Origin of the sequence: Aliidiomarina maris (assembly GCF_003987335.1) — a bacterium.
Lineage (GTDB): Bacteria > Pseudomonadota > Gammaproteobacteria > Enterobacterales > Alteromonadaceae > Aliidiomarina > Aliidiomarina maris.
Window position 1 is genome coordinate 64,074 of record NZ_PIPK01000002.1, and the last position, 15,662, is coordinate 79,735.

20 protein-coding genes are annotated in these 15,662 nt (G+C 49.9%); 10 read left to right on the forward strand and 10 right to left on the reverse strand.

The window, feature by feature from the left end; genetic code table 11:
* Positions 1 to 22 precede the first annotated feature (22 nt).
* From rpsI to zapE, 3 genes are all read right to left on the reverse strand, one after another.
* Positions 23 to 415, reverse strand: a complete 393-nt coding sequence (gene rpsI / locus CWE07_RS02875) for a 30S ribosomal protein S9 (protein WP_111568871.1) — start codon at positions 413 to 415, stop codon at positions 23 to 25.
* Between the two features lie 17 nt (positions 416 to 432).
* The gene (rplM, locus tag CWE07_RS02880; protein WP_111568870.1) at positions 433 to 861 is read right to left on the reverse strand and encodes a 50S ribosomal protein L13; all 429 of its coding nucleotides are present in this window, start codon (positions 859 to 861) and stop codon (positions 433 to 435) included.
* A gap of 453 nt (positions 862 to 1,314) precedes the next feature.
* On the reverse strand, positions 1,315 to 2,421 hold the full coding sequence (zapE, locus tag CWE07_RS02885) for a cell division protein ZapE (RefSeq protein ID WP_111568897.1): 1,107 nt from the start codon (positions 2,419 to 2,421) through the stop codon (positions 1,315 to 1,317).
* 100 nt (positions 2,422 to 2,521) lie between these two features.
* On the opposite strand from zapE, the gene CWE07_RS02890 reads away from it, so the two are divergent.
* The 3 genes from CWE07_RS02890 (at position 2,522) to CWE07_RS02900 (ending at position 5,701) form a co-directional block, all read left to right on the forward strand.
* Entirely contained in the window at positions 2,522 to 3,001 is a 480-nt protein-coding gene (locus CWE07_RS02890; protein ID WP_111568869.1) for a Z-ring associated ZapG family protein, read from the forward strand.
* Between the two features lie 130 nt (positions 3,002 to 3,131).
* Entirely contained in the window at positions 3,132 to 4,481 is a 1,350-nt protein-coding gene (locus CWE07_RS02895; RefSeq protein ID WP_111568868.1) for a DegQ family serine endoprotease, read from the forward strand.
* Positions 4,482 to 4,621: 140 nt separating this feature from the next.
* Positions 4,622 to 5,701 (forward strand): trypsin-like peptidase domain-containing protein, encoded by a 1,080-nt coding sequence (locus CWE07_RS02900; protein ID WP_111568867.1) that lies wholly within the window; start codon positions 4,622 to 4,624, stop codon positions 5,699 to 5,701.
* Between the two features lie 28 nt (positions 5,702 to 5,729).
* On the opposite strand, the gene murA is transcribed toward CWE07_RS02900, so the two are convergent.
* The 7 genes from murA to CWE07_RS02935 are packed head-to-tail and all read right to left on the reverse strand — an operon-like array spanning position 5,730 to position 10,332.
* Positions 5,730 to 7,004, reverse strand: coding sequence for a UDP-N-acetylglucosamine 1-carboxyvinyltransferase (gene murA, locus CWE07_RS02905; protein WP_111568866.1), 1,275 nt, complete (start codon positions 7,002 to 7,004; stop codon positions 5,730 to 5,732).
* A gap of 40 nt (positions 7,005 to 7,044) precedes the next feature.
* Complete coding sequence (locus CWE07_RS02910) at positions 7,045 to 7,302, reverse strand: BolA family protein (protein WP_111568865.1); 258 nt, start codon at positions 7,300 to 7,302, stop codon at positions 7,045 to 7,047.
* A 31-nt stretch (positions 7,303 to 7,333) separates the two neighbouring features.
* Positions 7,334 to 7,633 carry an STAS domain-containing protein gene (locus CWE07_RS02915; protein WP_111568864.1) on the reverse strand — a complete coding sequence of 100 codons (300 nt, stop codon included), beginning with the start codon at positions 7,631 to 7,633 and terminating at the stop codon, positions 7,334 to 7,336.
* 10 nt (positions 7,634 to 7,643) lie between these two features.
* Entirely contained in the window at positions 7,644 to 8,111 is a 468-nt protein-coding gene (mlaD, locus tag CWE07_RS02920) for an outer membrane lipid asymmetry maintenance protein MlaD (RefSeq protein WP_111568863.1), read from the reverse strand.
* A gap of 24 nt (positions 8,112 to 8,135) precedes the next feature.
* A complete protein-coding gene (mlaE, locus tag CWE07_RS02925) occupies positions 8,136 to 8,909 on the reverse strand; it encodes a lipid asymmetry maintenance ABC transporter permease subunit MlaE (protein WP_111568862.1) in 774 nt (257 codons plus the stop codon).
* Positions 8,909 to 9,709, reverse strand: a complete 801-nt coding sequence (locus CWE07_RS02930) for an ATP-binding cassette domain-containing protein (RefSeq protein ID WP_111568861.1) — start codon at positions 9,707 to 9,709, stop codon at positions 8,909 to 8,911. The genes mlaE and CWE07_RS02930 overlap by 1 nt, the downstream gene beginning before the upstream one ends.
* A gap of 53 nt (positions 9,710 to 9,762) precedes the next feature.
* Complete coding sequence (locus tag CWE07_RS02935) at positions 9,763 to 10,332, reverse strand: TetR/AcrR family transcriptional regulator (RefSeq protein WP_181452254.1); 570 nt, start codon at positions 10,330 to 10,332, stop codon at positions 9,763 to 9,765.
* 149 nt (positions 10,333 to 10,481) lie between these two features.
* Between CWE07_RS02935 and CWE07_RS02940 the strand changes: the two genes are divergently transcribed.
* Genes CWE07_RS02940 through hpf form a run of 7 tightly spaced genes read left to right on the forward strand, consistent with a single transcriptional unit; the run spans position 10,482 to position 15,661 of the window.
* Entirely contained in the window at positions 10,482 to 11,459 is a 978-nt protein-coding gene (locus tag CWE07_RS02940) for a KpsF/GutQ family sugar-phosphate isomerase (RefSeq protein ID WP_111568859.1), read from the forward strand.
* A complete protein-coding gene (gene kdsC / locus CWE07_RS02945) occupies positions 11,459 to 12,040 on the forward strand; it encodes a 3-deoxy-manno-octulosonate-8-phosphatase KdsC (RefSeq protein WP_111568858.1) in 582 nt (193 codons plus the stop codon). The genes CWE07_RS02940 and kdsC overlap by 1 nt, the downstream gene beginning before the upstream one ends.
* Entirely contained in the window at positions 12,037 to 12,618 is a 582-nt protein-coding gene (gene lptC, locus CWE07_RS02950) for an LPS export ABC transporter periplasmic protein LptC (RefSeq protein ID WP_157983207.1), read from the forward strand. Before kdsC ends, lptC begins: the two co-directional genes overlap by 4 nt.
* Positions 12,578 to 13,108, forward strand: coding sequence for a lipopolysaccharide transport periplasmic protein LptA (gene lptA, locus CWE07_RS02955; protein WP_111568856.1), 531 nt, complete (start codon positions 12,578 to 12,580; stop codon positions 13,106 to 13,108). Before lptC ends, lptA begins: the two co-directional genes overlap by 41 nt.
* Positions 13,109 to 13,110: 2 nt before the next feature.
* Positions 13,111 to 13,836, forward strand: coding sequence for an LPS export ABC transporter ATP-binding protein (gene lptB / locus CWE07_RS02960; RefSeq protein ID WP_111568855.1), 726 nt, complete (start codon positions 13,111 to 13,113; stop codon positions 13,834 to 13,836).
* A gap of 43 nt (positions 13,837 to 13,879) precedes the next feature.
* The gene (locus CWE07_RS02965) at positions 13,880 to 15,346 is read left to right on the forward strand and encodes an RNA polymerase factor sigma-54 (protein ID WP_111568854.1); all 1,467 of its coding nucleotides are present in this window, start codon (positions 13,880 to 13,882) and stop codon (positions 15,344 to 15,346) included.
* A gap of 27 nt (positions 15,347 to 15,373) precedes the next feature.
* Positions 15,374 to 15,661 carry a ribosome hibernation promoting factor gene (gene hpf, locus CWE07_RS02970; protein ID WP_111568853.1) on the forward strand — a complete coding sequence of 96 codons (288 nt, stop codon included), beginning with the start codon at positions 15,374 to 15,376 and terminating at the stop codon, positions 15,659 to 15,661.
* Position 15,662 lies beyond the last annotated feature (1 nt).

Consider the following 15,662-nt stretch of genomic DNA (forward strand, 5'->3'; position numbering starts at 1 on the left):
GCTGCAAACAGTTCTGCGTAAATTAACGCTTTGAGAACTGTGGACGCTTACGCGCTTTGTGTAGACCAACTTTCTTACGCTCAACTTGACGCGCGTCACGAGTTACATAACCCGCTTTACGTAAGTCGCTACGTAGAGATTCGTCGTATTGCATCAACGCACGAGTGATACCGTGACGGATTGCACCGGCTTGACCCGTTGTGCCACCACCAGTAACAGTCACATACAAGTCGAATTTCTCAGTCATTTCAACAAGCTCTAGAGGCTGACGAACAACCATGCGAGCTGTTTCACGACCAAAGTACTCTTCTAGAGTGCGCTGGTTGATTTTGATTTCGCCACTACCTGGACGCAAGAATACGCGTGCAGTTGAGTTTTTGCGGCGACCTGTACCGTAGTATTGATTATCTGCCATTGTCATCTGCTCCGTAATTAAATATCAAGGGTTTGAGGCTGTTGAGCAACATGGCTGTGCTCTGCACCCGCATACACTTTCAGCTTACGGAACATGGCGCGACCAAGTGGACCACGTGGTAACATGCCTTTAACCGCTTTTTCGATAACCATTTCTGGTTTACGTTGAATCAACTTGTCGAAGCTGATTTCTTTAATACCACCCGGGAAACCGGTGTGTGAGTAGTACATTTTGTCAGTGGTTTTAGCACCAGTAACAACAACTTTCTCAGCGTTTACAACGATGATGTAATCACCAGTGTCAACGTGTGGCGTGTATTCAGCCTTGTGCTTGCCACGCAGGCGACGAGCGATTTCAGTGGCCAGACGACCCAAAGTTTTATCAGTGGCGTCAACCACGAACCAGTCGCGCTTTACGCTTTCTGGCTTAGCTACAAAAGTTTTCATGACTTTTAATTACCCAGTTTAAATAAGTTCCACAACCGAGGTCATTTCCGGGCTTCCCCGCGAAACACCAATAAATATAACGGCTAGCAGCTCCCCTCTCGGGTTTGGCGGCTACCGGTAACGTGGGCTGGCGCGGATTATACACGTACCGCGCTCGCTTTTTCAACAATAATTCAAGGTTTTCGTAGGGCAGACTTTGTCCGCGAGACGCTGAACGATTCGGTGGCGGAGAAGCTGCGGGATAACACCTTGATCGGGCGTCGAGCGCATGGATGCGCGAGCCGAGCCTACAGGGACGTATTTACGGCGTCCCGAACAAGGTGTTCCCGCAGCTGCGTAAGCCGCCGCGCACCGACGCGCGCGCCAAGCCTACAGGGATGTATCTACGGCGTCTCGAACAAGGTGTTCCCGCAGCTACGTAAGCCGCCGCGCACCGGTGCGCGCGCTGGCGGGTTATGCCAAATGCTCGCGGGCTAGGTATTCGTGAGATTGCATTTCCTGTAGCCGACTTAAAGTGCGCTTAAACTCAAAGCTTAAGCGGCCTCCAGCATAGAGCTGCTCTAATGGTACTTCGCTCGACATGATTAGTTTGACGTGACGCTCGTAGAATTCATCCACCATGGCGATAAATCGACGCGCGATGTCATCGGTTTTCTCATCCATTTGACGCACATTGGAGACTAATACTGCATGGTATAACCGCGAAATTTCCATATAGTCATTTTGACTACGAGGGCCGCCGCACAGTGCGTAGAAGTCAAACATCGCCACGTCATCGGCTTCCATACGCGTTGGAATTTGACGGTTGTTGATGGTAATTGGCTTGCCTTGTGAGTGCGCCTGATGATCCGGCGCCAATTGATTAAAATATTGCACCAAGTTGGTATCAGCACATTCGTCCAACGGGGAATGAAAAATTTCCGCTTGCGTCAGAGTGCGCATACGGTAGTCGATACCACTGTCCACATTGACCACTTCGCAGTGCTGCTTAATTAAGTTAATCGCCGGGACAAAACGATCGCGCTGTAAACCGTTTCGATACAACTCGTCCGGCACAATGTTCGATGTCGCCACTAACACCACACCGCGCTTGAACAGTTCCTGCATTAACGTACCAAGCAACATAGCGTCGGTGATGTCTTGCACAAAGAACTCATCAAAACATAGCACCCGTGCTTCACGGGCAAATTTTTCCGCAATTTTAGGCAGCGGATCAGACTGCCCTTTCAATAATTTGAGCTCATCGTGCACCCGATGCATAAAGCGGTGGAAATGAATACGCATTTTGCGATCGAACGGCAGCGCGTTATAAAACGTGTCGACTAAGTAAGTCTTGCCACGACCGACGCCACCCCAGAAGTACAAACCTTTGACCGTTTGTTTCGGGTGTTTAGCAAATACGTTCTTCAGCTTACCTAGCACCCCACCCCGTGTGTGTGGCTGAGAAGCGACCAAGTCATCGTACAAACGTTGCAAGTGACCCACTGCCATTTCCTGAGCAGGGTCATAGGTGAAACCTGAATTTTCCAGATCGCGTTGATATAATTGTTTGGGTGTCATGACTGCGCGTACCACTTCTGGTTTACGAAAAACCCACTGTTGACTTGGGTAAAGCATGGTATCATAAATTCATATAAATAAGCATTTTGGAGACAACCTGATGGATTGGCTTGTAGGATTATTATTAGTTATTGTCGGTGGCGTGATTGGTTTCTTCGCGGCGCGCTATTACTTTACTAAACACAGCGATTCGGCGCAGTTACAAGCCCAGGTTGAAGCCAGCCGCGAGCAATTAGCTGCATATCGCAAAGACGTGGTGGAACATTTTGAAACTGCACGCCAGCTTGGCGAACAGTTGAGCGACACCCAAGCTAAGCTAAACACGTTTTTAGCTGACAGCCAGCAGTTGCTGCAGCAAGAAAAAGAGTGGCAACAGCCGCTGCCATTCTTCGCTGAAGATACCATTCGCCAATTGCGCGCTGCCAACACCCTGGATAGCGACAGCCGCTACCGCAAATTAGAAAGCAGCGCCGACGCCCCGCGTGACTACAGTGAAAAAGGTAGCAGTGGCTTATTCAGTAGCCTTGAAAACGCAAATGCCAATCAAGACAAGCAGCATAAAGAAGACCACAAAGCTTAAACGCTTGCTCCACAATCAGTTCCTGCCCATCACACTTGAATTTTAATTTTTGCGAACTTATTCAAGTGTGGTGAGGTCATTATAAGACTTTTAACCCTGTCTTTGAGTGTGTATTTGGAGCTGATTGACAATGAGCAAACTAAAGTCGTTGTTTTTAATCCCCTGTTTTATTTTACTGAGCAGCGTTAGCGTTGCCCAAGCACAAATCCCTTTAGCCACTAATTCTGACGGCGTGCCAACTTTGGCACCTATGCTGGAAGAAGTGACCCCAGCGGTAGTGAATATCTCCGTTGAAGGTAAGCGCGTGACGCGCCAACGCATGCCAGAAGCTTTTCGCTTTTTCTTCGGCCCGAATGCGCCTCAGGAAGAAACTCGTGAACAACCATTTCGCGGTTTAGGCTCAGGCGTGATTATCGATGCTGAAGCAGGCTACGTAGTCACCAATAACCACGTTATTGATGATGCCACTGATATTACCGTCACCTTAAAGGACGGCCGTCAATTTAGTGCAAGGGTACTTGGTCGTGACGAACAAACCGATGTTGCCCTACTAAAAATTGACAACCCTCGTGACCTCACTGCGATTCAAATTGGTAACTCCGATGCCATGCGTGTCGGTGACTTCGTGGTCGCAATTGGCAACCCCTTTGGTCTGGGCCAAACCGTCACATCGGGCATCGTCTCTGCATTGGGTAGAGGAGGCTTTGGCCCTGAACGGTTAGAAAACTTTATTCAAACCGACGCGGCCATCAACAGTGGTAATTCAGGTGGTGCCTTAGTCGATTTACGCGGCAACCTGATTGGGATTAACACCGCTATTCTGGGTCGTGGCGGCAATATCGGGATCGGTTTTGCGATCCCTGCCAATATGATGAAGAACTTAGTCGATCAGATTCTTGAGTTTGGTGAAGTGCGTCGTGGTGTGCTGGGCGTGCGCGGTGGCAACTTAACCCAAGAACTGGCGGACGCCCTTGATATTTCCCGTACCCGTGGTGCGTGGGTCAGCGAAGTGTTGGCTGACGGTGCAGCAGAGCGCGCGGGTATCCAGGCGGGTGACGTCATCGTCAGCGTGGATGGCAATGACATTCAATCATTTACCGAACTCGCGGCAACCGTTGGCACCATGGGCGCGGGTCGTAAGGTGACGCTTGGTGTTATTCGCGACGGTGAAGCGATGAATATCGACGTCGAACTGTTAGAGCGCGAAGCAGAAGCTGCGGCAGCAACTATGCACGCCGCCTTACAAGGCGCCCAGCTCAGCGCAGAGGGTAACAACCAAGGCGTGCGTATTACCAGCGTCGATGAAGGTAGTCCGGCACATCGCCTTGGACTGCGTGCAGACGATATTATCATCGGTGTTAATCGTCAGCGCGTGAGTTCAGTCAGCGAACTGCGTCGCTTACTCGACAACACCCAGGGCGTAGTCGCTATGCATGTGCGTCGCGGCCAATCGACTCTGTATTTAGTCTTACCGAACTAAACTATTCCTCTCGACCTCAACAGGCGACCCTAGTGGTCGCCTGTTCGCTTTTCAACATTCATGCTAGTATGCTCAATCAGATATCAAAAAATTTAGTTTTCTTGGCGAACAATTGCCGACTCAATCGAGTATAACAATACATGAAAAAGGCCAGCCACCCTCTGATACAGCTTATTATTAAACCTGCCTTAATGGGGCTGCTAGTCGCCGCTACGGTGATCGGGGTGTTGCCGTTCGTTAGTTCCTTGGGGCCGCAGCCCCATGTCGCGGACCCACAGCCGGCTTCCTATGCACAGGCGGTCAACCGCGCTTCACCTGCCGTAGTCAATATTTACACTGAGTCTATCCGCCAAGGTCCATTCGACCCAAGACCGCGCTCATCGCTACGCTTGGGTTCTGGTGTCATTATGGATAGCCGTGGTTTTATTCTCACCGCAGACCATGTGGTTTCCGGCGTCGATGAGATACGTGTCGCACTGCAAGACGGACGTCTGATGGGGGCCCAATTAGTGGGTAGTGACCGCTTAACTGACTTAGCGGTACTGCGCATTGATGCCGATAACTTACCGGTGATTCCGCAAAACAATGATATTCAGACTCGCGTTGGCGACGTGGTGCTAGCCATCGGTAACCCTTACAACCTGGGCCAAACCGTGACCCAAGGTATTATTTCTGCAACAGGCCGCGCTGGTCTTGCCGAACGCACGGGTGGCTTAAGTAGTGGCTATTCTGACTTTCTACAAATGGATGCGGCGATCAACGAGGGTAACTCGGGCGGGGCATTGGTGAATTCTCGTGGCGAGTTGGTGGGTATTAACAACGTGTCGTTTCAATCGCAAATTGCCAACCGCGCGACCACTGGGATTTACTTCGCAGTGCCCTATCGCTTAGCTCGTCGAATTATGCAGCAAATCATTAGCGACGGTGTGGTGGTAAGAGGCTACATAGGCATCACTGCGGAGCAGCATTACAACACCAACCAAGATATTCGCGGCTTGTTGATCAGCGCCGTCGACCCACAAGGACCTGCGGCAAACGCAGGCATTCAAGTCGGTGATTTTATTTATGAAATTGGCGGAGAACCGATTCAGTCAGTCAACCAAGGCCTTGATATCGTTGCCGAAACTCGCCCCGGTGAAGTATTAGATGTGTTGTTTTACCGTGATGTCCGGCCCATGCAAGCACGCGTGCGGATCAGTCGCTTAGGTGACAACCAGTAACGCCACCTAAGCTTTACCTGAGCAAACTTTACTCGACGCTAGCTTTCATCGGCGCACGTTGAATTTGCGCGCCCAGCGCTTGTAGTTTGACTTCGATTTGCTCGTAGCCACGGTCAATGTGGTAAATGCGCTCTACTTCAGTCACACCCTCTGCCACCATCCCCGCAATGACTAACGACGCTGAGGCACGTAAATCAGTACACATGACTTGTGCTCCTGTTAAACGCTCTACCCCTTTGCAAATCGCTGTATTGCCCTCTAAGTCAATATTAGCGCCCATACGGAGTAATTCAGGCACATGCATGAAGCGGTTTTCAAAGATAGTTTCGCGAATGAACCCGGTACCTTCAGCAATGCTGTTCAGCGCTGTAAATTGCGCCTGCATGTCCGTCGGAAATGCTGGGTGAGGTGCAGTAATGATATTTACGGCACGTGCACGCCCTTGGCTTTTTAAATCAATCCAGTTGTCGCCCCGGGTAATCTGCGCACCTGCCTCGGTCAACTTCTTAAGTACCGCATCCAGCATTTTTGGGTCAGTGTTGTTACAGCGTATTTGTCCTTGGCTCGCTAAAGCTGCCACTAAGAACGTGCCGGTCTCAATGCGATCCGGTAAAACCCGATATTCGCCGCCGTGTAAACGCTCAACACCATGGATTTCTATCGTATCGGTACCCGCACCACGAATATCGGCACCTAAGGTAATCAGAAACTTCGCTAAGTCGATCACTTCTGGTTCGCGTGCAGCGTTTTCAATCACCGTCACACCCTGCGCCAACGTGGCCGCCATCATCAGGTTTTCTGTGCCGGTCACACTGACGGTGTCCATCAGTAAATGGGCACCTTGTAAGCGACCTTTTACCGAGGCTTTGATATAGCCATTTTGCACCACAATGTTTGCACCCATTTGGCGCAAACCTTCAATGTGCAAATCAACTGGCCGTGCGCCAATTGCGCAGCCGCCCGGTAGCGAAACCTCTGCATGTCCGCATTTAGTTAATAACGGGCCCAGCACTAACACGGAAGCACGCATGGTTTTAACTAATTCATAGGGCGCGACATGGTCATGTTCCTTGCACGCGCGCACCACATAGCTATGCTCGCCATCGCGCGTATGTGGAATACCTAACTGACGTAGCAATTCAAACGATGTTTCCACGTCTTGCAGGCGCGGGACGTTATGAATGACCACATCGTCTTCGGCTAAAATAGCGCCGAGAATTATTGGTAGCGCGGCGTTTTTGGCGCCAGAAATGGACACTTCACCAGACAGGCGAGTGCCACCTTGTATCACTAATTTTTCCATAGTTATTTCGCTGCAAAGAGTTAACAGATAGCCAGACGACTTACGGAGCTGGCTGAAGCAGCTTGTCCCGACGCCATTGTTCTGGGGTGTAGGCTTTAATGGTAAGCGCATGAATGCTGCCGTCCGCAATCGCGGCATTCAGTGGTGCATAGACCATTTGCTGTTGCTTAACCCGAGATACATCGGTAAAAGATTGACTGACAGCAATCACATGTACGTGGCTGCCGTCAGTTTTTACGTGGACTTCCTCAAGATCGAGGGCGTCACGAAGGGTTTGTTCAATTTGTTGCGCGTCCATCAGACCAGCCTTATTTCAAACTTTTATGTGACTAGCTTATCGAAACAAGGCCTTCAACGCCACTGACTTGGGCGAATTGTTGCAGTTGTTTGTTTAGGTTGCGTAAAGTTAGGGTTTGCTGGTTGGCAACCAGCTCGGAGCGCAGCCGAATAAGCATCGCTAACCCTGCAGAGTCCACGTGGCTCACAGCTTCAAGGTTGATCACCACGTCAGTTTGCTGTGGCAACCACTGTTGGCGCTCAGCCCAAGCCTTTGGAACCGTATTGCGGTCAAGGTCGCCGTGTACGACGACCTCGCCATTTTGAGCGTTAAATTGCAGCGCTTGTGGCATATCTTTACCTTTAATTATCACCTTGGCTAAACAAGAACTGACCAATCAGCTCTTCAAGTACCATCGCAGAATTAGAATTCATAAAGCGGTCGCCGTCTTGCAACATCATAATGCCGTCGTCAATAAAGCCAGGCTCAACGCCTAAGTACTGTTCACCCAATAAACCTGAAGTCAGCACGGATACCGTTGAAGTTTCCGGTAATTGGTCATAAGCGGTGCTGATTTGCATTTCCACCACAGGCTCGTAGTACTCACCTTCCAGGTAAATACGGGTCACTCGGCCGACGGTCACACCACCAATTTTGACTGGCGAGCGCACTTTCAAACCGCCAATATTGTCGAAGCTGGCACTCAAAGTGTACGTGCTACCGCGGGTGATGTCGGTGTTGCTGGCCACCCGCAAGGCTAAAAACACTAAAGCAACAATCGTTACGGCCACAAACACACCGACCAAAATTTCTGTTTTTCTCGTTTCCATTGGCTAAACCTATCAAATATAAAATTAGCTAAACATGATTGCAGTCAGGACAAAGTCCAAACCCAACACGGCCAACGAACCAGTGACTACTGTCGAGGTCGTTGCTTTGCTGATACCTGCAGAGGTAGGTTCAGCGGTATATCCTTTATAGAGCGCAATCCAGGTCACCACGAATGCAAAGACCAAGCTTTTGATCACCCCATTCATGACATCGTCACGCCAATCAACCGCCGACTGCATGACTGACCAAAAGGCACCATCATCGACACCCAGCCATTGCACCCCGACGAAGTAGCCGCCCAGGATACCGACTGCAGTGAAAATCAGCGCCAGCATCGGCATACTGATAAAGCCTGCCCAGAAACGCGGTGCGACCACGCGGCGAAGCGGGTCAACTGCCATCATTTCAAGACTTGAAAGTTGCTCTGTGGCACGCATCAAGCCAATTTCTGCGGTCAGTGCCGAACCTGCGCGACCCGCAAACAGCAATGCGGTGACCACAGGCCCAAGCTCGCGCAAGAGTGACAATGCGACCATTGGCCCCAGCGCCTGCTCAGCGCCGAAATCCACCAGAATGGTGTAGCCTTGCAAGCCTAGCACCATGCCGATAAACAAGCCGGAAATTAGAATAATCAGCAATGACTGCACGCCCACTACGTACATTTGACGAACAAACAGTGGGAATGATTTACGCGGTTGAGGCTTCCCGATAATCGCTTGCAGCAACATAATTAAGGCTGCGCCCATACCGCGAAATATATTTAGGCTCGAGCGGCCTAAATTCGCTAAAACATCCATTAGCCCTTCCTTACCATTAAGTCTTCGAGGTAATCGTTCGCCTGATAATGGAACGGTACAGGCCCGTCGGGTTCACCATTCAAGAATTGACGCACTAAGGCGGACTCATGATTTAGTAACTCGCTCGGTGACCCCTGCGCAACCACCTGCTTATTCGCAATAATCGCGACATGGTCAGCAATACCCATAGTTTCATGAATATCATGAGATACTACAATACTGGTCAGCCCTAAGGTTTCATTCAGTGAGCGGATAAGTTTGACGATCATGCCCATAGAAATAGGGTCTTGGCCGGTAAAAGGCTCATCATACATAATTAATTCGGGATCCAAGGCGATTGACCGCGCTAACGCGGCGCGACGTGCCATACCACCTGACAATTCACTCGGAAATAACTGCCCAGCACCACGCAATCCGACCGCCTGAAGTTTCATCTTCACAATGGTGTCGACAATTTCACGCGGCAGCTCCGTATGTTCGTGGATAGGGAATGCCACGTTTTGGTTGACTGTCATATCAGTAAACAGCGCCCCACTTTGAAACAACATACTCATGCGCTTACGCAACTCAAATAGTTCTTTGCGCGATAAGCTTGGCACTTCTTGGCCGGCAAATTGAACACTACCTGAGCGTGGTTTCAGCTGACCACCGATAAGACGTAACATCGTCGTCTTACCGCAGCCACTCGGGCCCATAATCGCAGTAATTTTTCCACGCGGAACACGTAAATTCACACCTTGGTATATCGGCGTATTACCGCGATAAAAGTGCACGTCCTGTAATTCAACTAAATTATCCACGTATCAACCTTTACTTTTTACACGTGCAGCTGCTTCACGGCTGCGCTGCTCAGTTACTCTTCAATATATTTGCGAATCGCCTGTACGAACACATCGCGTTCTTGCGGATCGCTATCCATCATACCGAGTTGCTGCATTAAACGTTCACCCAGTACCGCAAAAAATGCAATGCGGGCCTTGTCGCCGCCCATTTGACTGGCATCAAAGCGTGCGAATAGTTCCTCAAACCGACCTTGCAAAGGCTTCAGTAAGTCGCGATTGTGCGACGCGGCGCATAACACTGCGCTGTCCAATGCCAACTCGTCGTTGCCGTCTTTCGCCACGCGCTGAACATTCGCTTCAGACATAATCAGCGCCTTGAGCTCAGCGTCAGGCCCATCGAATTGCGGCGTTAAGTCTTCGCGTAATTGCTCTCGCGTATCGATGAGGCGTTCCATCATCGCCAAGACCAATTCGTCTTTACTCGCAAAGTGGTATAGCAAACCACCTTTACTGATACCAGTTTCTTCACTTAACTTATCAAAAGTTAACTGAGCCGCACCATGGCTTTTCACCAATTGCTCGGCCGCCATTAAGATATAATTACGTTTACTCGGACGACCACCACGAGGCTTTGCGTTCATGCTCTGTCTCCTAACTATAATGCAAGCATAGTAGCAGAGACCGTCCGAGCGGTACATAAAGAAAGCGTAACAAGATGTAGGCCACAATAGCTGACTTGACGACACCAAGTGATATACTGTCGCCAAAGTGAAAGAATTTCAGGATTTACATGACCCAACACGTGAATGAATTTATCCAGCAAGGGCTGCGCGTATTAGATATTGAACGCGCTGGCATTGACGATATCACGCCTTCAATCAATCAAGACTTTGCCCAAGCCTGCGAGCTGATGCTCAACTGCCGTGGCCGCGTGGTGGTCACCGGGATGGGTAAATCAGGTCATATTGGCAATAAAATTGCTGCGACACTCGCCAGTACTGGCACCCCTGCTTTTTTCATGCACCCGGGCGAAGCAAGTCACGGCGACCTTGGTATGATTACCGCCACCGACGTGGTGTTAGCCATGTCGAATTCAGGCGAGACCTCAGAAGTGATTAGCATCGTACCTGTGATTAAGCGCCTTGGGGTCACCTTAATTTCAATGACGGGTAACCCACAATCGACATTGGCGCGCGCCGCTGATGTGCATATTAATGTCGCTGTGCAAACCGAGGCCTGTCCCCTTGGGCTGGCGCCAACAGCCAGCACGACCGCTGCCTTAGTGATGGGTGACGCCCTTGCGGTTGCGCTGTTGCATGCACGCGGCTTTACTGCCGATGACTTCGCACTCTCCCACCCGGGCGGCAGCTTAGGCCGGCGCTTATTACTGCGCGTGAGCGATATTATGCATGAAGGCGAGCGCCTGCCCAAAGTACGCCACGATGCCATTATTAAGGATGCGCTGTTAGAAATTTCGCGCAAAGGCCTCGGCATGACCGCGGTGGTGGATGATAATGACGTGTTACTCGGGATTTTTACCGACGGCGATTTGCGCCGTATTTTAGACCAGCAGGTTGATGTCCACACGACCTCTATCGCCAGCGTCATGACCGCGCGTTGTATTACGGCTAAGCCTGAGATGCTGGCCGCCGAAGCATTGAAACTGATGGAAGATAAAAAAATTAATGGGCTTGTGGTTGTGAATAAACAACAGTGCCCAGTGGGCGCATTTAACATGCATGACCTATTACGTGCTGGAGTAATCTAATGCAACACCCACTTCCACCAAAAGACACCCCGTTTGTAACCACTTGGTACGGCGATATTCACCATGATTTATTCGCGCGTTTTGGCCACGTCAAACTCCTTATCTGTGATATCGATGGGGTATTTTCTGACGGTCGCATTTACCTTGGTAATGACGGCGAAGAATTAAAAGCCTTTCATACTCGCGACGGGTTTGGTGTGAAAGCACTGATGACCGCGGGTGTTGAAGTGGCAGTCATCACCGGTCGCCGTTCAAATATTGTGCAGCGACGTATGGAGTCTTTGGGCGTGAAACATATTTACCAAGGCCAGGACGACAAAACCAAAGCCTACGCTGAACTACTAAATACACTTGAACTTAGCCATGCGGACGTTGCCTACGTAGGTGATGATGTACCCGATTTGAGTCTCATTCGGCAGGTTGGGCTCGGTATCGCAGTGCGTGACGCCCACCCCAGCGTTCAGCAAGCTGCCAGTTACGTCACAGCCTTGCCTGGTGGGTTTGGTGCTGTGCGCGAAGTCACTGACTTATTGTTAATGGCCCAAGGTAAGCTAAACGAATACACAGGAAGCAGCGAGTGAACTGGCGCATCTGGACGATTCTAGCGGCAATTGGTGTCGCCTTAGTATTGCTTTTCTGGCGGCCTTTTTCGGGGCCAGCGCCAACCAGTGACCTGTTTGACCCATCTGAACTGCAGCCTGATTTCGTAGCCGAAGGTTTGTTTACTAAACTGTTTAACCCTGCAGGTGAGCTTCAGCATCGAATAGAGTCTCGTCGTATGGCACACTTTAGTGTCATTGGCTTAACTGAATTGAGTGAACCCAAGTACATTACCACGCTAATCGATAGCGACGGCCAAGTACAGGTATGGCAGTTAGTCGCTGACTCAGGCCGCTACCATAACGATGAACGTTTAGAGCTGCTGGATAATGTGCGAATCACCAATGTGCAGGGCAATGCATTTATCAATGCGATTGAAACTGATTATTTGATGATTCACCTAGTCACCCAAGATATTACCACGGACCACCCGGTGCTTGCGCATGGTCCTCAATTTGAAGTACGCGGACAGGGCCTCAGGGCAAACCTTGAAGCCCAACAACTGGAGTTAATCAACCATGTTCAAACCACCTATTATCCTCAGCGCGATCCTCAGTAGTCTGTTGATAAGCCCGGTGTTTGCAGACGCAAGCCGCGACTTCCAACAGCCAATTTCAATCGAAGCCGATGACCAAGAGCTAGATATTCAGGCCAACCGCGTGATCGTGCGCAACAATGTCATTATTCGTCAGGGTAGCCTGTTAATCACCGCAGATCGTCTTGAGGTAGTCAGTGACGGTGACGTGTCACAAGGAGAAGGCGAAGTATTCATCGCTACGGGCTCGCCTGCCACCTACCAGCAGGAAGTGGAAGACGGCATGCTGGTTGAAGCAAGTGCATCCGAGATTCGCTATGACGCCTCAACACGAATTTTGGTTTTGCAAGGCAATGCGCAGATGCTACAAAGCGGCAACCAAGTCAGCGCAAACCGCATTACCTATTATGTAGACGAGCAACGGGTGACCGCTGAGCGCGACCAAGACAGTGAAGAACGAGTCCGTACTATTTTCCAGCCGCGCCAAAATGGCGGCTCCAACCAAGGTAATTAAGCATGGCAACCTTGAAAGTTGAGCATTTAGCGAAAAGCTATAAAAAGCGCCAGGTGGTTAAAGACGTAAGCTTACAGGTCGATGCCGGGCAAGTGATTGGCTTGCTGGGGCCGAATGGTGCGGGCAAAACCACGACCTTTTATATGATTGTTGGCTTGGTCAATAACGACAAAGGCCGTATCACCCTTGACGATGAAGACCTGACGTTACTGCCGATGCATGCACGTGCGCGACGCGGTATCGGTTATCTGCCGCAAGAATCATCGGTGTTTCGCAAGTTATCTGTGCGCGATAACATTATGGCTATCTTAGAAACTCGCAAAGACCTCGACAGTGAAGGTCGTGAAGCGGCGTTAGACGCGTTGGTGGCGGAATTCAACATCGGCCATATCGTCAACAGTTTGGGTATGAGTTTGTCTGGTGGTGAACGTCGCAGGGTAGAAATTGCCCGTGCCCTTGCCGCAGAGCCGAAATTTATTTTGCTCGACGAACCATTCGCGGGCGTTGACCCGATTTCAGTGATCGATATCAAAAAAATCATTCAACAGTTGCGTAATCGCGGTATCGGCGTGCTGATTACCGACCATAATGTACGTGAGACCTTGTCAGTTTGTGAGCGTGCCTATATTGTCAGTCAAGGAGAGTTGATTGCATCCGGCAGCGCACAGCAGATACTGGCCAATCAACAGGTAAAAGATGTCTATCTGGGTGACCAGTTTACATTGTAAGATACAGCGATAGCCTGTGAAGACATAAGCGAATAAAAAGAATATGAAGCAAAGTCTGCAGTTAAAACTTGGCCAACAACTTACCATGACCCCGCAATTGCAGCAGGCCATTCGCCTGCTGCAGCTTTCGTCACTGGATTTACAGCAAGAAATTCAGGACGCATTGGATGGTAACCCGTTGCTGGAAGTTGACCATGACGATGACTTCGCTGGCGCACAAGATAACGATCATAACGACGAGCATGATGCGACTGTTGCTGACACAAGCAGCATGGAAACCAGCGACGCGCTACAACAACAAGATATTCCACAAGATTTGCCCACCGACTCAAGCTGGGACGACGTCTATTCAGCCAGTACCAGCTCTGCCAAAGGGAGCGTTAGCGCTGACGACGATTTCGTCTACCAAGGCGAAACCAGCCAAAGCTTACAAGACTACCTGATTTGGCAAATGCAATTGTCGCATTTTAGCGCTGAAGATGAGGCGATTGCTCAAGCGATTATTGATGCGGTGGATGAAGCCGGTTATTTAACCGTCAGCTTGGAAGATATTCAGTTAGCGGTTGAAAAAGATTTCCCCGAGGTCACTGACGCCGAAGTCTGTATGGTTCTAAAGCGTGTACAACGTTTTGACCCTATAGGAGTCGCAGCTCGCAGCGTGAGTGAATGCCTACTTATTCAACTGCAGCATATGCCAGATACCACCCCAATGCGTGATCACACCATGGCGGTTATCCGTGATCACCTCGATTTATTAGCGGCACGAGACTATCGAACTCTGGCGCGAAAGTCTAAGCTTAGAGAAGAGCAATTACGCGAGGTGATGCGGCTGCTGCACCAACTGAATCCGCGTCCCGGTGAAAGTGTGGTGCAAAGGGAATCTGAATATGTCATACCTGATGTATCCGTGTTTAAGCATCAGGGGCGTTGGGTGGTTGAATTGAATCCGGATTCAGTGCCGAAGCTGCGAGTCAATGAGGAATACGCCGCATTGTCCAAGCAGGCAAAACGCGCATCAGACTCAGATTATATTAAGCAGCATGTGCAAGACGCACGTTGGTTTATTAAAAGTATTGAAAGTCGTAATGAAACCTTGTTAAAAGTAACTCATGCTATCGTACAACGTCAGCAAGCGTTCTTTGAACACGGTGAAGAAGCGATGAAACCGATGGTGCTGAATGATATTGCGGAAGCGATTGATATGCATGAATCGACAGTTTCACGGGTGACGACGCAAAAGTTTATGCACACCCCACGTGGCATTTTCGAGCTGAAGTACTTTTTTTCTAGTCATGTCAGTACCGAGAATGGTGGCGAGTGCTCCTCAACCGCTATTCGAGCCTTAATTCGGAAGTTGGTTGCGGCAGAAAGTCCCGGTAAACCATTAAGTGATAGCAAAATTGCTGAACTCATGGCGGATCAGGGAATCCAAGTAGCTAGACGGACGATTGCGAAGTATCGGGAGTCACTCAATATTCCGCCTTCCAATCAACGTAAAAGCCTACTTTAAACGACGGCAACAGAAGGAAGATGTACTATGCAAATTAATTTAACTGGTCATCATGTCGACATTACTGAAGCTCTGCGTGAGTATGTAGACACCAAATTCGCTAAGCTTGAACGCCACTTTGACCATATTACCAACGTGCATGTAATTTTAAACGTTGAAAAGTTGCGCCAAAAAGCGGAAGCTACCGTCCATTTAAGTGGGGCCGAGGTGTTTGCCACCTCCGAGCATGAAGACATGTATGCGGCAATTGACGGTTTGATTGACAAGTTAGACCGCCAGGTTGTGAAGCATAAAGAGAAGCTGAAACGCCATTAAC